Here is a 21,285-nt window from a genome sequence, read left to right as displayed (position 1 = left end):
CAGCCCGCCAGTCGGTGAGGCTTGGCCAAAAAATCTTCGAATTTCTGGGTAGTGCCATGACCGCCAACCACGACGACAAATTCAACGATCCGCGGGCAAGGATCACGCCACGCGGGATCCTCATCGGTGTTGGCATCGCTGCGTTGGCCGTGATCGGGGCGGCAGCGAGCATTCGGGGAAGACGGACTCAGTTGGACGAGACGCGAAGTTTCTGGGGCGATGACACGGTGACCGCCTTGCAACTCGGTGAGCGAATGGAAGTGATCTTGCTCGGTGACGCGCAGGCAGAACCGATCGAGTTGACGGCGATGCCCGGATTGGGGCTGCTGCGTCATGCGTTGCTCGACGAGCGCAGTTACGATTGGACCAGCCGCGGATCGACACCGCTTGCGTCGCGAACGTCGTCGCGGGATGACGCGACCGAACCGAATCGAATTCGTTTGCGGATCACGGATCCAAACGCCAAACGCTTTGAACCGATCGAGATCGATTTGGAGTTGTCGAGCGGGTGGGTCGGCGATGCCGCAGCGACCAAAAGCGTACGTTTGAATGATCGCACCGAGCCAAAGTTGCGGAACTATTTCAAGACCGTGATCCATTCGGAGCAGAAACGATCCGATTTTCGAGAATAGTGCTTGGTCAGCCAGGAGATTATCGGGAGGTCCGCGAAAAGGGGGACAAGGCATGATACGATAGTTTCGTTCCCTGCTTTTGTTTCCTAGAACCTAACCGAAAAGGGGGCTGACCCTTTGTCGACCGACGTTTCGATTGCTCAAGAACTCGTTGTTTTCCAATGGATTCGCGACCGATACGCTCAGACCAAGCGAGGGTCAGAACCCTTTTCGGATAGGTTCCTTATCGAGGGCGATGGATTCGATGATCGATACTCGTCGTGAGCGGCTGCAGCGAGTCCTGACGCCGCTCGTTACTATGCCTCAGTTTTCTGCCGCACAGGCAAAATCGGTATGCGATTCGAGTCCGGCCTACGTGACGTCGACGATCAAAGAACTGGTTCGCGACGGCTACCTCGAGAGAACCGTTGCGGACGACGAGAGTTTCTATCGATGGCGTCTTCCTGGTCAATTCGAGCCGGAGCGGTGGATTGAGCAACAGATCCATGGGGATCAAATCACCGAGACGCCCGAGCAAGAGCGGCCGCGTGAACGATTGCTCCGCGACGGTGCCGCGTCACTCAGCAATGCGGATTTGTTGGCCATTCTGATTCGCGTCGGTGTACGAAAGCAGTCGGCAGTCGCGGGAGGTCGTCTGATCGCAAATCGCTTTGCCGACCGATTGCAGGATTTGCCAAGGTGTTTTCGCGAAGATTTGCGGGAAATCAGTGCAACGGTTACCAAGGTCAGTTACGCGCAGATCATGGCGGGGATTGAATTGGGACGCCGTGTGGCGAGTGCGGAACGCGATCACCAGCGTTCCACCACCAAGATCACCAGCAGCCAAGCGGCGATTGAGTTTTGTTCGCAGGAATTCGCACGGTTGGCAAGCGACGCGGTTCAGGAGGAATTCCATATTGTTACGCTGGATACCAAGCACAAACCCATTCACACCCATCGGATCACCGTCGGAACGCTTGACGCCAGTTTGGTTCATCCGCGTGAGGTGTTCCGGCCGGCGATCCGTGATTCCGCATCAGCCCTTTTGTTGGTACACAATCACCCGAGTGGTGATCCGACGCCAAGCCGCGAGGATCACCAGGTGACCGAGCAGTTGACCGACGCCGGTCGTTTGTTGGGCATTTCTGTACTCGACCATATCGTTGTGGCCCGCGACCGATGCCTCAGTATTCGAGAAACCGCGTGAATTTGCATACCGAAGCGACTCAAACGCGTATTCGTCAAACGCTCCAACAATTGCGGACGGAACTGTTGGCCGAGCGAACGTCCGACGGTCATTGGACCGGGCAGCTATCGGCATCGGCGCTCAGCACCGCGACGGCCGTCAGTGCCTTGTCGGCGGTGCTGCTGAATAACACCGATGTTCGCCGTGATTGCAGTCGTATTCGCGAGGTCGTGACGACGGGGGTGGCCTATTTGGCGGCTCAGCAAAACGCCGACGGTGGCTTTGGCGATACGGATCGAAGCTATTCGAATATTGCCACCAGCTACTTGGCCAGGGCTGCCTTCGAATTGGCGGCCAGGGCCATGGATTCGTCGGAAGCGATCGGTTGCGAGGAACGTCTTTCGAAGCTCGAGACCTACATCCAATCCAACGGTCAAATCGATGGTCTCCGCCGTCGCTACGGAACGGACAAGACGTTTGTGGTTCCCATCTTGACGAATCTCGCGATCGCGGGGTTGGTGCAGTGGAAAGACGTTCCGGCGCTGCCGTTCGAAGCCGCCGTGTTTCCTCAGTCGATGTACCGGTTGCTAAGGATGCCGGTGGTCAGCTACGCGATTCCAGCCTTGGTGGCCATTGGTCAGGCTAGGCACTTTCATGGGCCGCGTGCGTTTGTCCCGCTGCGAATGATCCGCTCGCTATCCGTTTCGCGGACGATGCAGGTGCTGAGGCGAATGCAGCCCGATAGCGGCGGATATTTGGAAGCAACTCCGCTGACAGCATTTGTATTGATGAGTTTGGCGGCCACCGATCGAGGGGCCAGCGTTGTGGCGCGCGAATGCGAGCGATTCTTGATCGATTCGATGAATGCCGACGGCAGTTGGCCGATCGATACGAATTTGGCCACTTGGGTGACGTCGTTGGCGATCCATGCGTTGGCGAAGGATCCCGAAGATGATCGTTCTTGGTGCAACGAATCCTTGGTCGATTGGCTATTGAGTTGCCAACACCAATCTCGTCATCCGTTCACGGCAGCGGATCCTGGTGGATGGGGGTGGACCGATTTGTCAGGAGCGGTTCCCGATGCAGACGATACGCCCGCAGCCATTTTAGCGCTCCGGTCCCTTCGGACTTGCGTTGATCGACAGCGGCAACAAGCGATCGAGGGGGCGATCGACCAGGCGCGGCAGTGGCTCATCCAGTTGCAGAATCGTGACGGCGGTTGGCCGACGTTTTGTCGGGGTTGGGGAAAGTTGCCGTTCGACCGAAGTAGCACCGATTTGACGGCTCATGCGCTTCGAGCCGTCGGTCGCGATGGTTTGTCCGAACAAGCGGTGGCCAAGGCTGAGCGGTTTTTGGCTCGTTCGATGCAAGACGGCGGAAGCTGGTTGCCACTCTGGTTCGGAAATCAGGATAACGCCGGTGACGAAAACCCCGTCTATGGGACCGCAAAGGTGCTGCTCGCTTGTGCAGCGGGATTTTTGGACGAATCAGCTCGATTGCAGGGGTGCCACTACCTAATCGGGTGCCAAAACGACGACGGTGGCTGGGGGGGCGGGCCTTCGCGGATCGACCGGAGACAAACCGGGATGCAAGGGGGAAAACAGGGTGAATCCGAGGAACTTCGGACGGCGAGCAGTGTTGAAGAGACAGCGGTGGCGGTGGAAGCACTGTCGGCCGTGTGGAACGCAACCCAAGTGGCGGGAACAAAAGAATTTGAGACATCTCCTTTAGGAGGTGGGAAGAACGCTTCTCAAGCGGCTATAATCTCAGGGGTGGATTTCTTGCTCCGTAGTGTTCAAGATCGTCATCACGAAGCCGCCTGGCCGATCGGATTTTACTTTGCAAAACTCTGGTACTATGAAAAACTGTACCCGTTGATATTCACCCTTGCCGCGTTGGGCGAGACTCTGCGGGAAGAAGGACGAACGTAGGGGGGTGTCGAAACGACTCCGGCTACGCTCTAAAAACGCGTGTCAGCCTTTCATTTGACCCATCAAAAGGACCCCGGTTTGTCGACCGCCTCCCGATCTACATCAATCCAAACGGCTGATCACAAGCCAGCGGCCCGCAGGGTTCGTCGCAAGACGAGCCACTTGAAGGACGTTCCGCCGACCTTGGAACTCCGTGAAGCGTTGCGCGATCGTTGCGACCAAGTCGCTCAGCGAATGGATCGCTCGGTGCCACCCACGAAAGACCAAATCGAGCAGGTTGCTCAACGGACCCTTGAAGAAGCCGATTTGCCCGAAGGCTACTTGGGTTGGACGATGGTGATGCTCAGCAGTGCGTTTTGGCGCCAGTCGCTGTCGTCGGTGCCTCCGGAACGTCGTTTGTTTCTGCTGCCGCATTGTCTCAAACATGCCGATGGATGTCCTGCCGAGTACGACCAATTCGGGATGAATTGTAAGGAATGCGGCGCTTGCAGTATTGCGGATTTTCGCGGCGTTGCCGAAGAAATGGGCTATCGTGTCTTGGTAGCCGAAGGATCGCCAGTCGTTTTGAAGATCATTGTGGGTGGCTATGTCGATGCGGTGGTCGGAGTGGCTTGTTTGAACGTCTTGGAAAAGGCGATTGACAAAGTCTTGTTGGCTGGCATTCCTTGCATGGCTGTGCCGTTGTTGAGCAGTGATTGTCGCAATACGAAGGTGGATGAAGCGTGGGTGGATCAAATGATCCGAACGCCGTATCTTCCGGCCAGCCAACAGACCAAGAGTTATGTGCATTTGATGCGTGCGGCCAGCGAGTTGTTTGAGCCAGCGTCGATCGACGAACTTGCGCCTCGAATCCGAGACAAGACTCCCTTGGGCGGCGATGCGGTTACGATCGAGCAGATTCAATCGATGGACGCGATCGCGGCGACCGAGCACATTGCTTATGATTTTCTCGCTCGCGGCGGAAAACACTCGCGCCCCTTTATCACCTTGGCCGCCTACGATGCGATGCTCGGGTCGGGTTGCACCGATGCAAAGGGTGCCGAAACGGTCTCGTCGCTGCCGGCCACGGTTCGACGAGCGGCGATGAGCATTGAAACGTTCCACAAAGCGAGCCTCGTTCACGATGACATCGAAGACGGCGATGCGTACCGTTACGGACAACCCGCGGTCCACCAACGGTTTGGATTACCGACGGCAATTAACGTCGGCGACTATTTGATCGGGCTGGGGTATCGCCTGCTTAGCCGTCACGAGTCGAACGACCAGGTCCCCGCCGAGGCTCGCGTCGATGTTCTTGACACGCTGGCCAACGCGCACACGCGTTTAGCCGAGGGGCAAGGTGCCGAATTGTTATGGCGGGATTCGACCGATCGGCAATTGACGCCGCTTGATGCGTTAAAGGTCTATGCCCTGAAAACCTCGCCGGCGTTCGAGGCGGCGCTCTACAGCGGGATTCGCTTGGCCGGCGACGCGGAAGCTTATGTTCAACCGATTCGCAATTACTGCCGCAACCTCGGGGTCGCGTTCCAAATTTTGAATGATCTTGGTGATTTCGTTGGTGACGAGCATAACAAGCTTTCGGTCGGTAGCGATTTGTTTGGAGGTCGGCCCACCGTTCTTTGGGCGCTTGCACTCGAAGCTTTGTCGGACGACGATCGCTCGTTGTTGTTACAGCTAGCCGATCGTGAACACGACATGCCCGATGCGGAACGGTTGGCAATCGCGACGCGTCTGTATCACAAAGCGGGTGTGTTTGATACCGCAATGCAATTGGTCGACAAGCATCAAGCGAGAGCGGAACAGATTGCGGATGAATTGGAACCAGAGTCGTTGCGTCGTTTGTTGTACTTCCTCGTCGATACGGTTTTAGAAAGACCAGAGCTTCCCACACCGACCGTGGTTTCCCTTGGAATTGTTCCCACGGCATGATGAATAAGGAAATGAGTGTGTCGTCGAGTCCCACGATCGAAATTGAGAAGTTGTTTGGCCAGTTCTACGATTGGCCAGCACAGATCCCCGAGCTAGGCGAGTTCGAGCTGGTCGATCGTGTGCCAGCGCCTTACGATACATTGCTTGATCACCACAATCACATGACCGTGACGGTCGAAGCGTATCACCGGCAAAAGGTGGATGTGATCGTGGATCGGGCAAAGCGCGACGACCAGTGGTACGCGCGCGAGATCACGCTGGTGACTCAGCAGAGTCGCTTGAAGGTGCTGTACGGCATGGTACGGTTGAACGTCAATCTTTTGAGCGAGGATGCGTGGCGGCGGATCGAGAGCCAGCAGACACCGCTTGGCCGCGTGTTGATCGAGCATGATCTGCTCTGCGAGGTTGAATTGTGCGGGTTGTGGCGCGTCACCATGGGCAAGCGACTCGCTTCTTTGATGGAAACCGAGATTGGAGCTCAACGCTTTGGTCGAACCGCGTTAATCTATTGCGATGGCGACCCCGCGATTGAACTGCTTGAAATTGTGTCGCCCGCTCAATAACCGACCACGTTGACGATCGGTGGCAAACCGAGACTTGGAAGGGCGGTTGAACGACGATCAAACGCATCACCGGATTGGCAGGAAATGGACACAAAGATGAGAAGGGTGGTTTTTCTGTATCTTGGCGCCGCGTTGGTCGGTGCTGTGGTGATCGGTGCCGCAGCCATTCCTGCAAGGGCCCAGGACCCCGGCACGCTCTCCGCATCAACGCTCCGTGCCGAAGCGCTGAAACAGCTTCAAGAGGGTAAGACAGAGCTTGCGATCTTAGCCGCCGATGCGATCGTTCGCCAACACGGTGACGATCCGCGAGCGATTCGGTTGGCTGCAGACGTTTACTTGCGATGTGGCCGCGTTCCCTGGTCGGTGCGTCTCTTCGATCGCTACGTCAAGGCAGACCCGGCAAGGATGCCCGAACTTTGGCAACGCGGCATCGCGCTTTGTTTTGGGGGTGACTACACAGCGGCGGCCGAGCAGTTTGAAGCTCATCGCACGGTCAATCCGAACGATGTCGAGAATGCAGCATGGCATTTCCTTTGCGTTGCCAAATCGAAATCGCTGGCCGAAGCGCAGCAGAGTGTCTTGCCCGCCCCCGATGACCCACGGATACCGATGGCCGAGATTCAGCGGATGCTCCGCAGCGGAAACAAGGACGCGGTCGAGAGCCGAATCGAAGCGACGGCGGCGGGATCCTCCGAACGAGCGCAAGCGGCGTTTTATGGCAACTTCTATTTGGGGCTTTATGCCGATGCCGCCGGAGATTCGGACGAGGCGATCGAGCGGATGCAACAAGCCGCCAAGGATGCTCCGCGAAACTACATGGGTGACATCGCTCGCGTGTACGCGAAGCGATTGGCGGATCCCAAGTAGTGGACGGTCAGCACAAAGTTTTAGGGTAGTGGATTTCGCCAGAAATCAGTAAATCAAATATTCGGAGAGACTTCTGGCGAAGTCCACTACGTTCCAACTCGCAGGTTTACACTTGACGGTCCACTCGTGCATCAATTCAGCTTGGCTCGCGGTTTGCTCCCCGCTTGGCGAAACATCCTTGATGTGCCAAGTTGACAGCAATCGCTGCCCCTTTTTGTACGCCTCCATCCCTTGCTATCGCCGTGTCCGAAGACCTTTATCAAACCCTCGGCGTTTCCCGTGACGCATCGAAAGACGACATCAAGAAAGCCCATCGCCGGCTTGCGCTGAAGTACCACCCGGACAAGAATCCGGACGACGACACTGCGCGAGAGAAGTTCAAACGTGTTCAGGAGGCGTACGATGTCCTCAGCGACGAGGAAAAACGGGCTGCCTATGACCGTTATGGGGCTGATTTCGAGAAGATACGCAGCAGCGGTTGGGATCCGAACGCCAGCGGTGGTGCAGGCGCCGGTTTTGACGGCTTAGACCTTGACCAGATATTCGGTGGCCGAGGTGGCGGTGGCGGTGGAGTCCAGTTCGAACATGGATTCTCCGATTTTTTTGAGCAATTGATGGGATCCGGAGCGGCGGGACGTGGTGGGGGGAATCCACGCGGACGATCGCGACGCCCCCAGCCACCACAACGTGGGGCGAACGTTCGTCATGAATTGGAATTGCCGCTTCAAACCGCTGTGCTTGGCGGTACGACCGAGTTCTACCTGAACCGGACCGGAACGAGCGAGAAGCTTTCGGTCACGATACCTCCGGGAGTCGAAACGGGATCGAAGATTCGACTTCGTGAACAGGGCCAACCGTCGCCCAATGGTGGCCCCAGCGGCGATTTGATTCTGCTGATCAAGGTTTCCGATCACCCCTGTTTCAAGCGAATCGGTAAGAACCTTGAATTGAAGTTGCCGGTGACGCTTGGCGAGGCGGCGCTGGGGGCCAAGGTCGATGTTCCTACGCCTGGCGGCACGGTAGCGTTGTCGGTCCCGGTAGGGACCAGCAGCGGTCGACGATTGCGTTTGAAAGGTCAGGGAGTTCGAAGCCGCGACGGATCGGCGGGCGATTTGATCGTTGAGATTCAAATTCGGCTGCCCGATTCGCTCGACGAGGAATCGAAAGAGCTGATTGAGAAATTTGCCGAGCACAATCCCATGGCACTTCGTAACGATTTGTCGTTCTAATCATGCGTTACTTCTTTCCGAAGTCGCGGCGGATTGTACGGAGTGATCGATTCACGATCGTGCTGCGGCAAGGTGCGTGTGCCGCCGATGGTGTGTTGGTGTTGTTCGCCGTTGCACAATCGACGCCGGGTCCGACACGGATCGGGATCACGATTCCCCGCAGGGCCGGAAATGCGGTGATCCGTAATCGTTGGAAGCGGTGGATCCGCGAATCGTTTCGAACGCAGTGGGAACACCTTCCGGCGGGACTCGATATCGTCGTCCGACCCAAAAAGGGGGCCACTCCGGCTTGGAAGACGATTCGGAAATCGGTCCCCTCGCTCGCCAGAAAGGCGGCCAAGCGATTGCAGGCTTAGAACCTAGCCGAAAAGGGGTCTGACCCTTTGTCGACCGACGTTTCGATTGCTCAAGAACTCGTTGTTTTCCAATGGAATCGCTACCGATACGCTCAGACCAAGAGAGGGTCAGACCCCTTTTCGAATAGGTTCTTAGCGCGTCATGTCGGCTGCGGGATCGATCGCCGTCATGATGCCGTCTTCCATCTCGTAGGTGGTGTCGAAGACGTCCAACGCTCGCTGGTCATGCGTCACCACGATCACGCCTGTCCCGTGTTGGTGAGCGACTTGCGCAAACAACTCCATCACTTGTCGTCCTCGATGCCCGTCGAGTGCCGCGGTCGGTTCATCGGCCAGGATCACGCTCGGGCGATTCGCTAACGCTCTGGCCACGGCGACCCGTTGTTGTTGACCGCCTGAGAGCATGGAGGGGCGATTTCCTGCTCGATCGCTAACTCCCAACTCATCGAGCAAGCTCATCGCTCGGTCGCGTGCTTTGCGGGAGGAGGCTCCGTTGAGTTCGAGCGCAATCTGCACGTTTTCTCGAGCCGTCAAAAACGGGATCAAGTTCGATTTCTGAAAGACAAATCCAATATGTCTGCGCCGGAACGCACGTAGGTCGGCGTGAGAGACATCACCGTCGAGCACCAGTTGGTTGCGGATCCATACTTGGCCCGATGTTGGTGGGTTGATCAATCCGACCGCGGTCAAGAACGTTGACTTGCCGGATCCGCTTGGGCCAAGCAATGCCACCACCTCGCCGCGGCGAACCTGCATCGACGCATCCTTCATCGCCACCACTTCGGTGTTGCCACTGCCGTAGATTTTCGTCAAATCCCGAGTCTCAATCGCAAGCTCGTCAGGGGGGGATGCATTCATGATAAGGCCTCGTTGGGAGAAACTTTCATGGCCTTCCAAATGCCCAACAAACTCGATGCGACGGAAATCCCGAGCACGATCAACGCCAATTGTGTCAAATCGGTTTCGGTTAAGATCACTCTTCGCGGGAACATCGGAAACAACCTTCCGCCAACAAGGTAGGCGATCACGAAACCAAAAATGCCAAGCACGAGAGCTTGCTGCAAAATCAAACCAAGGATGACATGGTTGGGGGCACCGATCAGTTTCAACAGTGCGATGGAGTGGATTTTGTCCAGCGTCAGCGTGTAGAGAATCAGTGCCATAATGATCGCGGCGATGAGCGTCAGCAGCACGCGAAACAGCCCAATTTGGCGACGAGCGCGGTCGACGGAGCCTTTCAATAGCAGATTGCGTTGAGCTTCTTGGGTGTAGACCGAAACGTCTCCCCAGCCCGAGATGATGTCGGCGACCCGCTGCAAATCGGCTCCCGCAGAGACGGTGACCATGACGGAGCTCAATTGCGGTCGCGCGATCGCCGGTAACTCGGACGCAGGTTTATCGGTATTATCCAACAGCGTCGGTTGCCGCGAACCGAGTTCACTGTCTTCACCACGTGCGTACCGCGAGGCTCGTTCCAATCGCACCGCTTCCCCAGGTGTATCGAATTGGATCTGTTGTGCGTCAAAGACGGTGAAAAACGCGATGCCGTCGCCACTGGCACTTAGCATACTCTTGGTCGTACCGACGACGGTATAGGTTTCTTTTCCCAGATCGATTTTGTCACCCAGCGCGAGTTGAAGGGATTCGTCGGCAATCATTTCGAAGTGGTTTTGTGCAAGCGGGCGACCGGCGGTTAGCGGGATCCAGCTTCCCTTGTCACTCGGCCAACTTAATCCCAGCACCGCCATTCGCAAGGGTTGACCGTCTCGTTCTCGCTGGACCGTGTGATAGACAAACTCTCTTGCGGCAACCACCCCTGGGACCGCCGCAGCGCGATAGACCAGGTTGGGTGGCACGCGTGAGATCTCAGCAAACGGGCCACGTGTATTTCGCTGAACGATCCACAAATCGGCCCCAACATTGTCGACCAACAACGTCGCGTCCTCGACAATCCCGCGATAGATTCCGCCCATGCCCATCACAATCATCAGCAGCATGCCGACGCCGACCGTTGTCAGCGCGAAACGGCCGAGGTTGTGTCGGATATCCTTGATCGCCAAATTCATGACGCCACCAAGCTACGTCCATCGGTCAACTTGGCTCCCGCCTTCTTTGGCGAAACCAGCACGTCTTGAACGGTTAACCCGCTGAGAACCTCGACGTGATCGCGATTCCGAAGTCCAATCGTGATCGGGGTCCAAACGGCTTTGTCCGCCACGTTTCGAAAAACGCCCGATTGCCCGTCACGCTGGGTCACCCGGTTCGCCGCAATCCTGACCACGTTCTCCTTGCGCGCGACCTCGATGAATGCCTCGGCCCGTTGACCCACCGCCCAGTTCTCGGGCAACCGAAGTGCATCAACGTCGACGATGAACTCGCGTGTTTCTCGGTCAGCCTCCTTCCCGAGACGCACGACCTTGCCCGCAAAATCCTGGTTGGGTTCGGAGCGAAACAAAATCCGTGCGGGTTGCTCTGGGTGCAGCTTCGCCATTTCCGTTTCGTCGACCCAAGCGCTAATCCAAATCTGGTCGGTCGAAATCAACTTCATGATGTCGCTCCCAGGCACGACGACATCACCGGGCTCACGATCGCGGCTGACGATCAGTCCATCAAACGGCGCCAGCACGCGGGCGTCGCTCAAGCGAGTGCGGTGATATTCAAGTGTTTTCTGTGCCGAGATCAACTCCTTCTGGCCTTCGGTAATAGCGGCTTCGGCCCGCGAAACCCCGGTGACGGCGACCGCCAACGCTTCGGTCGCCTTGTCCGAGTCCTCCTGGCTCGCCGCTCCACGCCCGGCAAGCGATTGAACCCGATCGTCACTCTTCTTGGCTTGCGTGAACGCTGCATTGGCACGTTCCTTGTCGGCTCCCAGCCGATTGAGGGCAGCCCGAGCGGCCTCGACATTCGCATCTGCAATGGCGACTTGCTGCTGCAGTTCCTGATCATCAAGCTCGACGAGCAAGTCGCCCGCAGCGACCGTGTCACCTTGGTCGGCCATCAATCTTTCGATCCGTCCTGCAATCTTTGGGCTGACGGTCGCTTGCACTCGCGCTTCGAGCGTTCCCGTCCCCATCACCTCGGCGATGATCAACCCACGCTCGACCGGATGTTCGACCACCGGCATCGGCGAAAACTTGAACCAATAGACTCCTGCCGCAATGGCCGCTGCAACGACAACGAACTTCAACGACCGCACGAACATCCGCTTGAAGGGAAACGAAGGTCGACGTTTCTTAGCTTGCTCACTCATGTGTTTGAACTTTCTCCGTGGTGGGTTCGCGATACAGCAGCCAGTAGGCTGCGGGGATCACGACCAATGTGAACAGGGTCGACGTCAGTATCCCAAAAATGATGGCCCATGCGAGTCCAGAAAATACCGGGTCGAGCGTGATCACCCAATTGGCAAGCAGCGTCGTGCCGGCGGTCAACAAGATCGGTCGGGTCCGGACTGCAACGCTACGGATGATCGACTCTTCGAGCGAATGGCCTTCGGCTTGTGCAAGGTGAATGAAGTCGATCAGCACGACCGAGTTGCGAACCACAATTCCGGCCAGCGCGATCATGCCGATCATCGCCGTCGCTGTGAAAAAGACGGGATTGGGATAGCCACCGACCCCTTGGTCCGTGATTAAATTCAGGATCCAGAATCCCGGCATGATACCGATCATCGTCAATGGAATGGCCAACATGATCAGCACCGGCAAGATTCGCGAACCGGTTTGGAACATCAGCAACACGAAGATGCCCAATAGTGCTGCCCCAAACGCCAAACCGAGATCTCGGAAAACGTCCAACGTGATATCCAGTTCCCCCTCACCCGCCCAATCGACGGTATAGCCTTCGGGGATCGCCCATGCGATTCCACCACCTGGGTTCAACCAAGTCCGGTCTTCGATAGGCCGCGCCTCGGAGTCAATCACTCCCCGAGTGTTGGGGGCTGCGAAGAATCGGTCCACTTCGAGGTCAGCGATCGCGTCGGCAGGCGGTCGCCCCGCAACCTCCGCGTAGACGTAGACGACACGTCGCAAATTCTTGTGAAAGATCGTTTTCTCATCTTCAACTTGCGAAAAACGCCCCAGTCCGCCAAGTTGAACCACTTGGCCCTCATTCCCTTGGACGTAAACCTCTTCCAAGTCATCAATGGCCGATCGGCTTTCTCGGGGAAGCTTTAACTCGATCCACAACGGCTCGACCTCTTCTGGAAGATGCAAAACCGTCGCCTTGTTCCCGCTCAGCACGGTGTCGATGGTCTCCGCGATCGTTTGTGTTGAGATGCCCGACAAGGCTGCTTTGGATTTATCCGTCTCGAACACGAACCTCAAATGATCGTCCTCGGCACTGATATCTAAATCGACCGCCCCCGGTTCCATCGCCAAACGTTTTTCGACGAGTCTGCCGACCTTGATCTGGTTTGCATAGGTTCCGTCAGCGGGCCCGTAGACTTCGCCGGTGATCGATGCCAACACCGGTGGCCCCGGCGGCACCTCGACCAACTTGACCTTGGCTCCCATCGAATCGGCAAGCGCCTTCACATCGTTGCGAATCCGTAGCAAGATCTCGTGAGACTGTTGCACACGAAAATCCTTCGCCATCAAATTCACGCGAATGTCCGCGACGTTCGCTCCGCGACGCAAAAAGTAATGTCGTACCAAGCCGTTGAAGTCCATGGGCGAGGCGATGCCAACAAACAGCTCGTAATCACGGACTTCCGAAAGTCCACCCAGGTAGCGTCCGATCCGGCGTGCGACCACATCGGTCCGCTCAAGCGTCGTGCTTTCGGGCATGTCGATGACAATCTGGAACTCATTCTTGTTGTCATAGGGCAGCATCTTGACGGGCACCGCACGGAAGACCGGCAACATCATCGCCGCGAGAAGCAAGACGCCGATTGCAAGCAAGACGCCCCAGGCGTAGATCGGTTTCGTGACAATCGGCGTTAGAATCGTGCGACTGATCCTATACAGAGGCCGTTTCGTCAAATCGAAACGTTCGCCTTCCGACGAATCATCGATATGTTTGAGGGACACCATGGATAGCCACGGCGTGATCACGAACGCGACGATCGTCGAAATCGTCACCGTCAACGGAACATTCAGGGCCATCGGTCCCATGTACGGTCCCATCATGCCGGTGATAAACGCTAACGGTAAAAAACTGGCGATGATCGCCAGGGTCGACAGGATCAACGCGGGGCGAACCTCTTGAATTGCTTGTAACACCGATTCGCGAGGTGGCAGAATCCTCATTGCAAAGTACCGGGCGATATTTTCGACATCCGTGATCGGGTCGTCGACAAGCAATCCCAAGGCCAGAATCAACGCAAACATGGTCACTCGGTTGATCGAATAGCCCGCCAGTAGATTGATGAACAGCGTCAGGCTGTAGCAGACGGGAATCGCCAAGGCGATCACCAATGCGGGCCGCCAACCCATCACCAAGCCGATCAATCCAATCACGGTCAACACCGCAACCACCAAGCCCTCAACCAGTTCGTTGACCTTCTCGTTCGCCGTTTCGCCATAGTCACGGGTCACCCGCGTTTGGACACCGCTGGGCAAGTGAGTTTCAGAAAGCTCCTTCAGTTTTGCATGAATTGCAGCTGACACTCGAACGGCATTGGATCCTTTTCGTTTGGCGATCGAAAGATTGACCGCCGGATAGAGTTCGCCACCGCCTCGCACTTCATCTGCCGAGCCAAAACCGATCCAGCTGTAGCTTTCGGCCTCGGCGGGTCCGTCGACGACCGTCGCGACGTTCTTGAGATAGACGGGACGACCGCCTGCAACGTTGACGACCAAGTCGTTGAGTTCGTCGACACCTTGAATAAAGGTTCCTGTTTCCACCGCGAACAACTTGTCTTGCTGTTCAAACTCGCCATTGCGGACGGTTACGTTGCTGACTTGTAACGCCCTTGCGACTTGCAGCGGCGATGTCCTGTGGGCCGCGAGTCTCTGGGCGTCAAGGTTCACGTAGATCCGCCGCGGCCGACCGCCGAGGACTTCGACACGGTTCGTGTTGGGGATGGCTTGAAGCTCATGTTGGACTTCTTCGGCGATACGCCTCAGATCATGATCGCCGTAACGCTCAGGGCGATCGGTCCACAGCGTAGCAATCACAATGGGGACATCGTCCACTTCGATCGGCTTGACGACCCATGATTGAACCGACGGCGGGATTTGATCGGTCGACGAATTGACCTTGTTGTAGATCTTGACGAGCGAATCTTCTCGGTCCTCGCCCACGTGGAAGCGCACCGTCACAATGCATTGGCCGGTCTTTGACATCGAATAGACATATTCAACGCCATCGATTTGGTAGAGCAGCTTTTCGAGTCGATCGGTCACTTGTCTTTCGACTTCTTCGGCGGACAACCCCGGAGCCGAAACGAACAAATCCGCCATCGGCACAACAATTTGGGGTTCTTCTTCGCGAGGCGTCAAATACAAGGATGCTGCGCCAAGCATTAAGGAAACGACGGTGATCAGGATCGCGACATCACCTCGGAGAAAAATCTCAACCAGTCGTGTCAGAAAATTCGATTGCTCGTCTCGTTCCATTGCTCTTGTTCCTAACACCACGGGTGGACCGCATCGGCATTGCCACTTCGAAAGTCTCTGCGAGGACTCGCTACATCTGCGGTGTCTGCTGCAGCATCACTTTTTCGCCCGCTTTTAATCCGCTCAGCACTTCGTGGCGGCCCGGCATTCCCATTTGACCGCTCTTGATCAGCCGTCGTTCGATCGTGTCGTCGGGCAAGACCACATCGACGAACTCCAATTGCCCGACGCGGATCACCGCGTCGTCAGCGAGGCACAGATGGCGGCGTTCGCCCGCGGGGATTCGCAATCGTCCAAACATCCCTTCGTACAGATCATTGGACTTCGGCAAACTCGCTTTGACCAAGAACGACCGACTTGGCGCATCCGCTTGCGGTACGATTTCATCGATCGTTGCGTCATATTCTTTGTCGAGCGCATCGACAAAGACTTTCAGCTGGTCGCCGATCCTCAGCTTCACAGCCAAATGCTCCATCACGGGTGCTTCCAGCCGTAACGAGGTTGCATCATATAGAACCAAAATCGGCTCGCCCGGCTTGGCAATGTCGCCGGGCTCGGCAAACCGATCGACAATGCGACCGTTCTTGGCCGTGATGATTTTCGTGTAGGAGATCATCACAGCCGCCTCGGAAACGGCTTGGCGTGCACGGTTTTCCTCGGCTTGAGCCACCTGCAAGTCCCGCGTCGCCATTTCTTTATCGGATGGCGAGGCCGCATTCTGCTGCATCAACAAATGAACACGGTCGAAATTTCGCTGAGCCTGGGCACGGTGCGCGGTCGCACCTTCGAGTGCCTGCTTGGCTTGATCCAACCGCGTCTGGTACTCCTTGCCGTCGAGCCGGATCAGTTCTTGGCCGGCGGTGACTTCGTCACCCGCGGTCACGTTGATCCTTTCGATGGTTGCCAACAACTTCGATGAGACAACGGTGCGGCTGGACGCTTTCAAGGTCCCAATCGCCTCTTCGATGTACTCCTTGCGAATTTCGTGAACGACGTCGGTCGGTTGGTCGGAGGCCACCGCGACACCACGATCGTTCCATCCGGGCGACGTCTTTTCAACAAACATCCCTGACAACCACGCGATGGTAAGCACCAAGACGGTTATCCCACAAACGATGCCAACAAGCCGACCGGCGAGGGAAAACAACTTGCGAGGGAATCGAGATTTCATCGGAGCGGCTCGTGAAGACGCAAAAAAGAGGTTTCGAAGCTGTCAGCTTACGGAAAGACCGTCGAACGTTCCACCAAAATTCTCATTGGAGGGGGGCCGCTAAGGGAGTGGGACGTAGGCATAGCCGTCCGCTTGTAGATTCACCAAGGCGGTCAGTGCGGACACGGCAACATCGGCGAACACCAACACCTCCTCTGGCTTGGCTCCCGCCTTGATCAACGATTGCCCGCAAACATAAAACTCGACTCCGGACTCATGCAGGGCCCGCAAGACTTCGAAGTTGGGGTTGCCATCGGTATCGAAACGCTCGCCGTAGGCATCGCTGTTGAGCGCCATCAAAACGGCATCGCCATGCAGCACGACGACAAAGCTGGCCGTTGCGTTCTTTTCGCCTGCAGCGCTATAGATGTTGACGAATCTCGCGACCGTTTCGATGGATCGGTTGGGGAGTTCCGGCGCCCCACCGCCGGTCAGATCGACCAGGATCTTGCTGCCGGAGCGCGGTTGCGCTGCCGCGGTCGGTAACGGCACGACGGCGCCAAAGTTTTCGATCCGTCGACGTGGCGCTTCGTTTCCGACCACCCGGGATGGTGGCGCAGCGGAGCTGGGCTGCTCCGGAACCGGGTGGTTCTTCATCGCTTCGTCGAACCCACGACCCCCTTGCGCCAAAAGCGAATTGGGGAGCGTGCAGACCAACGCGATCATCAAAACGACACGATACGGACGACTCATCATAAAACCTTCAACCCATACGGCGACGACAAAAAAAGCTGAACGGCCTGGCGGAGGCCGTGATCCTGGGGAGGACGTTATTTTACTGCACACGCCTGAACTTCCGTGCCCGCTTGGTTCCATGGCATCTTAGCCAGCATCATTCCCAACATGCAGCTGTCGGTGATTCCAGCGAAGGCCAATCCAGCCCCCATCATGGCCGCGATGACTGCAAAATACGGGTTGACCGCTACCGCGAGGACGCCACTGATTAACACGATCACACCGACCGCGATTCGTGTTTGTCGCTCGAGTGACATAGTTTGTTTTCCACGCACCACAGGCAATCCTGCGCTGTCCCATGCCGACGTGCCGCCCTCAACATTGACCACGTTGTTGTACCCGGCCTGAATGAATTGTTGGCATGCCTTCGTCGCTCGTCCACCCGATCGACAGATGACGTAGAGGGGGGCATCCGCTTGTCCCGATCGGTTTTTCATGATCGCATCGGGATCGAGTGCATCGAGTGGAAGGTTGCGGGCGGACTCCGCGTGGATACCTCGAAACTCGGCTGGCGTCCGAACATCGATCAATTCAATGCTTTCTTTTGCTTCGAGTGCCGCTAAATCTCGTACGCTGATGGTTTGGACTTCGCTCATGATTCTTGTTACTCCTAAGGGATTGGATCGTGAAATTATATAGTCGTTATGTCGCTAGGCGACGAGGTGTTGTTCGAAAAAAGGGGGCCGGGTGGGCTCAGTGGTCTTGGGGCAGCGAGCCAATGTAGCGATTTTCGATGCATTTCATCAGACTGGCAAGATGGGGTTCCGCAACGCGGTAAAACACCTTGCGTCCTTCACGCTGGCTGTCAAAGAACCCGCAACGCTGCATCAGCCGAAGGTGTTCGGACGCCACGTTATCGGGAATCCCGCAGTCGTCGGCTAGTTCGCCCACGCTGTATCGGCGATGCAGTAGCAACTGAACGATCCGCAATCGTACCGGATGAGCGAGCGTCTTGAGGCATTCTGCCGCAGGCGAGAACTCTTTCGTCCCCCCCGGTGGCGAGGTCCGAAGATCGGAAGCTCCGCCCGGACTACCTGACCGCATTCGTGTTTGCCTCGGATTCACTACCACCGCCTCCTTTGTTTATATTAATATATCGCGAACTCGCGAGGTGTCAATGAGAGATTGTTCGAATTTTTTCATCGTTCGCTCGATCTTCCCAAGTCCGCGACATACGCGCTGAGCGAACACTCCATCCGTACTTTTCGGTACAATTCGGTTGCCCAGTGAAACGTTGCCCAGCGAAACGGAGCGGCGTTTTGCTTCGGAGCTGCCACAACAGAGAGGGCCCGTAGGATGCATTGCCTGTTGATCGAGCCCTATTACGGTGGCAGCCATCGGGCGTTTGCCGACAGCATCGTTCGTCGCAGTCGTCACGATTGGTCGGTGCTTCGCGGTAAACCCGTCCATTGGAAGTGGCGCATGCGGTCCTCGGCGCTGGACCTTGCGGTTGCCGCTGACCGAATGGTTGACCAGCGGCAAGGTGACGGCGAACCGCCCTTTGATGTGGTCGCTTGTTCGTCGATGTTGGATCTGCCTTCGTGGCGAGGGCTCGTGCGATCACCGCAGTTGTTCAGCGCGGTGAGCATCATCTATTTCCATGAAAACCAATGGATGTACCCCTTGTCCCCCGAAGCCCGTCACGATCTTCATTATGGCTACACCAACTTGTTGAGCATGTTCGCGGCGGATCGTTGCTATTTCAATTCTCGCTACCATTGCGATGGCTTCCTTGAAGCGGCGGAGTCGATGGTGCGCCGCATGCCGGATTCACTTTCGATCCACGATTTTGCGAGGTTGCGACGCAAATCCGAGGTGATTCCGCCGGGCTTTGAGCCAATCCCCTGCACTCGAGGTGCTGAGCATCGGGCGTCTGGGGAAGCCTTTGCGGGGCACCCTCGGATCGGCTGGGTAGCACGATGGGAGCACGACAAACGGCCGGATCAATTTTATGAGTTGCTGCAGCGGCTGCAGGATCGTGGCATCGATTTTCGGCTGGTGCTACTCGGACAGCGATCGGCGGAAACGCCTGCGGCCCTGCGTCGTGTTCGGCAAGCATTCGGGGCGAGGATTCTTGTCGATGGGTTTGCGGAATCGACGGCCGAGTATCATGAGTCGCTTCGCCAGATCGATTTTATTGTGTCGACCGCGGAGCACGAGTTTTTTGGGATCGCGGTTTGTGAAGCGATCGATGCTGGCGCCATTCCGATTCTTCCCGATCGGCTTAGCTATCCCGAGTTGGTTAGCGACCGTTTTCGCTACAGCAGCTTGGACGATGCGGTCGAACGGATTGCCCAATTAACGGATCCACAGCGACTTCGTGAGGCATCGTTCCAGGCGAGATCGGAGATCCAGCAATTGGCGGCCGAGAAATCAATCGCGAGGTTTGACGATGCGATGGAAAGATTGTTTGCATCGTCCTGATGGTGAGCGGGCCTCCATGGCGGAGGCATCAGGGTGAGGTCAAAAAAACAGCGGCCAATCTGAAAAGACGGACCGCTGATTGGGAATCGTTCACGCAACCAACTTGTTGAGTTCCGTTGCGGGAGAAGTTCAAACGAAACTAGCTACCTTGAGCAGCGGCTTGCGCTTCTTTCTGAGCTTGTTCCATGGCTCCAGGAGGCGTTTCGTATTGCTCATACTCGTCGGGGTCGGCAACAACGCCGGCCTTCTTTTCACCGCAGCCGATTACGGCGGTAAGGAGCATCAATGCAAGTAAGGAAGTGAGGTACTTCATCGGTGGGAAAATCCTAAACATAAGCTGTTGAAACCTCAGCCCGTCTGAAGGGCAAACGGGCTGAGGGAGAATACATGAAGTCGAATGTCAGACAGCGATCCTATAGATCGCCCGTGCTGGCCGTTTCCTTCGAAGAACGCGTACCGAGAGCACCCCACAAACCGTAGGGACTCTTGGAGCCTGGTCGGCTGAGGCCGGTTCCGTCCCATTTTACCGGGTCGGCGTCTTGGTTGCCGGCTTCGATCGAATCGGTGATGAACTTCACCGCCCCGTCACCCATCGCGACATGACAACCGCCTTGATGGCGGCTGCTGGCCGAGTAGATGCCCCCATCACGATGGGGGAACCAGTCGCCGGTGTTGAAGGCACACGATGCCGAGTTCGGAGGCCCAATCGTGGTGAAGCCGGTGTCGTTGATGTAACCGCTGTGCCAGCGGAAACCGCGACCATATCGCAGGGTCCAGCCTGTGCCCGAATTGCAATTCAAGTCCGCCGTGTCGTTCCAATTGGTGGGACGGAGCGGGTCTTTCCAAGCTTGAACCGTCGGAGCGTAATCCAAACGGCAGGCACCGTCATTGAGCGCGTTCGTTCGAACGTCCTGGTCATTCAAGTCGGTTGCGTGTTCGCCACACATCACGGTGTTGGCCAAACCATCAAGAACATCTCGGAATCGCGTCGGAGTACGTCCAATGAACATACCACGCGTCGCAGCGGGTGAACGCTCTGCGGGCCAGCCCTTTCGAGCGGTCATGTCCCATTCCCACGTGCCTTGCATTTGGTAGTCATGAGCATCGCCCATGCATGCACCGTAATTGCTTCGGCCGTGTGCGGGAGCCCCGGTACCGGGGTCACTTGGGCAGCGAAAACCAGGAACCTCGGTCAACCAAGGCTCGTAATTGTTACCCGCGTCGGAGTCCGCTGCGTAACCGAACGGACCGATGTCGACGATGCCGTCACCGTTGTTGTCGCGAGGATTGGAGATTTGTTCCCAAAGAGGTTGTTGTTCGACGAAGGGAAGCAGAGCCACCAAGAAACTGTTGGTTCCCATGCAGTTCATGTCGAGGCGTTGCACTTGCCACTGGTCGCCAGGAGGCGCTTGTTCGTGCAGCCAAAGCGGCGAACGGTGAGGACCGGACAGCTCCTGTGGCAGTTGGTTAAAAGCGGAATGGTAATTGTGAATTGCCAAGCCAAGCTGCTTGACATTGTTGCTGCAACTCATACGGCGAGCCGCTTCACGAGCTGCCTGGACCGCAGGCAACAATAGCCCCACAAGCACCCCGATGATCGCGATCACCACCAAGAGCTCGACAAGGGTGAAGCCAAGACGATTCTGGCTTCCAGGATTTGATTTCATCATTGCCTCTTTAAGAGAAG

At 56.8% G+C, this 21,285-nt stretch carries 19 protein-coding genes; 9 read left to right on the top strand and 10 right to left on the bottom strand.

The features are described 5' to 3' along the window. Positions 1–56: 56 nt before the first annotated feature. From Poly41_RS30440 to rnpA, 8 genes are all read left to right on the top strand, one after another. On the top strand, positions 57–632 hold the full coding sequence (locus Poly41_RS30440) for a hypothetical protein (protein ID WP_146531145.1): 576 nt from the start codon (positions 57–59) through the stop codon (positions 630–632). 244 nt (positions 633–876) lie between these two features. After that, positions 877–1,818, top strand: coding sequence for a RadC family protein (gene radC, locus Poly41_RS30435; RefSeq protein WP_146531144.1), 942 nt, complete (start codon positions 877–879; stop codon positions 1,816–1,818). Then, complete coding sequence (locus tag Poly41_RS30430; RefSeq protein ID WP_231616083.1) at positions 1,815–3,728, top strand: prenyltransferase/squalene oxidase repeat-containing protein; 1,914 nt, start codon at positions 1,815–1,817, stop codon at positions 3,726–3,728. Before radC ends, Poly41_RS30430 begins: the two co-directional genes overlap by 4 nt. 78 nt (positions 3,729–3,806) lie before the next feature. Continuing rightward, positions 3,807–5,657 carry a polyprenyl synthetase family protein gene (locus Poly41_RS30425; RefSeq protein WP_390621508.1) on the top strand — a complete coding sequence of 617 codons (1,851 nt, stop codon included), beginning with the start codon at positions 3,807–3,809 and terminating at the stop codon, positions 5,655–5,657. After that, on the top strand, positions 5,654–6,220 hold the full coding sequence (locus Poly41_RS30420) for a hypothetical protein (protein WP_146531142.1): 567 nt from the start codon (positions 5,654–5,656) through the stop codon (positions 6,218–6,220). The genes Poly41_RS30425 and Poly41_RS30420 overlap by 4 nt, the downstream gene beginning before the upstream one ends. A 96-nt stretch (positions 6,221–6,316) precedes the next feature. Beyond that, the gene (locus Poly41_RS30415) at positions 6,317–7,087 is read left to right on the top strand and encodes a tetratricopeptide repeat protein (protein WP_146531141.1); all 771 of its coding nucleotides are present in this window, start codon (positions 6,317–6,319) and stop codon (positions 7,085–7,087) included. A gap of 242 nt (positions 7,088–7,329) precedes the next feature. After that, the gene (locus Poly41_RS30410) at positions 7,330–8,316 is read left to right on the top strand and encodes a DnaJ C-terminal domain-containing protein (protein ID WP_146531140.1); all 987 of its coding nucleotides are present in this window, start codon (positions 7,330–7,332) and stop codon (positions 8,314–8,316) included. Positions 8,317–8,318: 2 nt separating this feature from the next. Continuing rightward, positions 8,319–8,672 carry a ribonuclease P protein component gene (gene rnpA, locus Poly41_RS30405; protein ID WP_146531139.1) on the top strand — a complete coding sequence of 118 codons (354 nt, stop codon included), beginning with the start codon at positions 8,319–8,321 and terminating at the stop codon, positions 8,670–8,672. Between the two features lie 132 nt (positions 8,673–8,804). Here rnpA and Poly41_RS30400 read toward each other — a convergent pair whose 3' ends face one another. From Poly41_RS30400 to Poly41_RS30365, 8 genes are all read right to left on the bottom strand, one after another. After that, positions 8,805–9,530 carry an ABC transporter ATP-binding protein gene (locus Poly41_RS30400; RefSeq protein ID WP_146531138.1) on the bottom strand — a complete coding sequence of 242 codons (726 nt, stop codon included), beginning with the start codon at positions 9,528–9,530 and terminating at the stop codon, positions 8,805–8,807. After that, positions 9,527–10,738, bottom strand: a complete 1,212-nt coding sequence (locus tag Poly41_RS30395; RefSeq protein ID WP_146531137.1) for an ABC transporter permease — start codon at positions 10,736–10,738, stop codon at positions 9,527–9,529. The genes Poly41_RS30400 and Poly41_RS30395 overlap by 4 nt, the downstream gene beginning before the upstream one ends. Further along, positions 10,735–11,922, bottom strand: coding sequence for an efflux RND transporter periplasmic adaptor subunit (locus Poly41_RS30390; RefSeq protein WP_231616082.1), 1,188 nt, complete (start codon positions 11,920–11,922; stop codon positions 10,735–10,737). The genes Poly41_RS30395 and Poly41_RS30390 overlap by 4 nt, the downstream gene beginning before the upstream one ends. Next, the gene (locus Poly41_RS30385; RefSeq protein ID WP_146531136.1) at positions 11,915–15,229 is read right to left on the bottom strand and encodes an efflux RND transporter permease subunit; all 3,315 of its coding nucleotides are present in this window, start codon (positions 15,227–15,229) and stop codon (positions 11,915–11,917) included. The genes Poly41_RS30390 and Poly41_RS30385 overlap by 8 nt, the downstream gene beginning before the upstream one ends. A gap of 70 nt (positions 15,230–15,299) precedes the next feature. Continuing rightward, entirely contained in the window at positions 15,300–16,400 is a 1,101-nt protein-coding gene (locus tag Poly41_RS30380; RefSeq protein WP_146531135.1) for an efflux RND transporter periplasmic adaptor subunit, read from the bottom strand. Positions 16,401–16,499: 99 nt separating this feature from the next. Continuing rightward, a complete protein-coding gene (locus tag Poly41_RS30375; RefSeq protein WP_197231868.1) occupies positions 16,500–17,135 on the bottom strand; it encodes a DsrE family protein in 636 nt (211 codons plus the stop codon). A 74-nt stretch (positions 17,136–17,209) separates the two neighbouring features. Beyond that, entirely contained in the window at positions 17,210–17,770 is a 561-nt protein-coding gene (locus Poly41_RS30370) for a rhodanese-like domain-containing protein (RefSeq protein WP_146531133.1), read from the bottom strand. A gap of 97 nt (positions 17,771–17,867) precedes the next feature. Then, the gene (locus Poly41_RS30365) at positions 17,868–18,218 is read right to left on the bottom strand and encodes an ArsR/SmtB family transcription factor (RefSeq protein WP_146531132.1); all 351 of its coding nucleotides are present in this window, start codon (positions 18,216–18,218) and stop codon (positions 17,868–17,870) included. Between the two features lie 252 nt (positions 18,219–18,470). On the opposite strand from Poly41_RS30365, the gene Poly41_RS30360 reads away from it, so the two are divergent. Then, entirely contained in the window at positions 18,471–19,598 is a 1,128-nt protein-coding gene (locus Poly41_RS30360) for a tRNA-queuosine alpha-mannosyltransferase domain-containing protein (RefSeq protein WP_146531131.1), read from the top strand. A 139-nt stretch (positions 19,599–19,737) separates the two neighbouring features. On the opposite strand, the gene Poly41_RS34560 is transcribed toward Poly41_RS30360, so the two are convergent. Together Poly41_RS34560 and Poly41_RS30355 are read right to left on the bottom strand one after the other, a co-directional pair. Then, entirely contained in the window at positions 19,738–19,911 is a 174-nt protein-coding gene (locus tag Poly41_RS34560; protein ID WP_197231867.1) for a hypothetical protein, read from the bottom strand. Positions 19,912–20,011: 100 nt separating this feature from the next. Next, complete coding sequence (locus Poly41_RS30355) at positions 20,012–21,268, bottom strand: DUF1559 domain-containing protein (protein WP_146531130.1); 1,257 nt, start codon at positions 21,266–21,268, stop codon at positions 20,012–20,014. Positions 21,269–21,285 lie beyond the last annotated feature (17 nt).

This window comes from Novipirellula artificiosorum, from assembly GCF_007860135.1.
Taxonomy (GTDB): domain Bacteria; phylum Planctomycetota; class Planctomycetia; order Pirellulales; family Pirellulaceae; genus Novipirellula_A; species Novipirellula_A artificiosorum.
This window is presented reverse-complemented; position numbering and strand designations above follow the sequence as displayed.

What these genes read in the sequence shown, in the direction of transcription:
- Poly41_RS30440 (WP_146531145.1), top strand. Translation starts at nt 57, where the DNA reads ATGACCGCCAACCACGACGACAAATTCAACGATCCGCGGGCAAGGATC.
- radC (WP_146531144.1), top strand. Translation starts at nt 877, where the DNA reads ATGATCGATACTCGTCGTGAGCGGCTGCAGCGAGTCCTGACGCCGCTC.
- Poly41_RS30420 (WP_146531142.1), top strand. Translation starts at nt 5,654, where the DNA reads ATGATGAATAAGGAAATGAGTGTGTCGTCGAGTCCCACGATCGAAATT.
- Poly41_RS30415 (WP_146531141.1), top strand. Translation starts at nt 6,317, where the DNA reads ATGAGAAGGGTGGTTTTTCTGTATCTTGGCGCCGCGTTGGTCGGTGCT.
- rnpA (WP_146531139.1), top strand. Translation starts at nt 8,319, where the DNA reads ATGCGTTACTTCTTTCCGAAGTCGCGGCGGATTGTACGGAGTGATCGA.
- Poly41_RS30400 (WP_146531138.1), bottom strand. Translation starts at nt 9,530, where the DNA reads ATGAATGCATCCCCCCCTGACGAGCTTGCGATTGAGACTCGGGATTTG.
- Poly41_RS30395 (WP_146531137.1), bottom strand. Translation starts at nt 10,738, where the DNA reads ATGAATTTGGCGATCAAGGATATCCGACACAACCTCGGCCGTTTCGCG.
- Poly41_RS30390 (WP_231616082.1), bottom strand. Translation starts at nt 11,922, where the DNA reads ATGAGTGAGCAAGCTAAGAAACGTCGACCTTCGTTTCCCTTCAAGCGG.
- Poly41_RS30385 (WP_146531136.1), bottom strand. Translation starts at nt 15,229, where the DNA reads ATGGAACGAGACGAGCAATCGAATTTTCTGACACGACTGGTTGAGATT.
- Poly41_RS30380 (WP_146531135.1), bottom strand. Translation starts at nt 16,400, where the DNA reads ATGAAATCTCGATTCCCTCGCAAGTTGTTTTCCCTCGCCGGTCGGCTT.
- Poly41_RS30375 (WP_197231868.1), bottom strand. Translation starts at nt 17,135, where the DNA reads ATGATGAGTCGTCCGTATCGTGTCGTTTTGATGATCGCGTTGGTCTGC.
- Poly41_RS30370 (WP_146531133.1), bottom strand. Translation starts at nt 17,770, where the DNA reads ATGAGCGAAGTCCAAACCATCAGCGTACGAGATTTAGCGGCACTCGAA.
- Poly41_RS30365 (WP_146531132.1), bottom strand. Translation starts at nt 18,218, where the DNA reads ATGCGGTCAGGTAGTCCGGGCGGAGCTTCCGATCTTCGGACCTCGCCA.
- Poly41_RS30360 (WP_146531131.1), top strand. Translation starts at nt 18,471, where the DNA reads ATGCATTGCCTGTTGATCGAGCCCTATTACGGTGGCAGCCATCGGGCG.
- Poly41_RS34560 (WP_197231867.1), bottom strand. Translation starts at nt 19,911, where the DNA reads ATGAAGTACCTCACTTCCTTACTTGCATTGATGCTCCTTACCGCCGTA.
- Poly41_RS30355 (WP_146531130.1), bottom strand. Translation starts at nt 21,268, where the DNA reads ATGATGAAATCAAATCCTGGAAGCCAGAATCGTCTTGGCTTCACCCTT.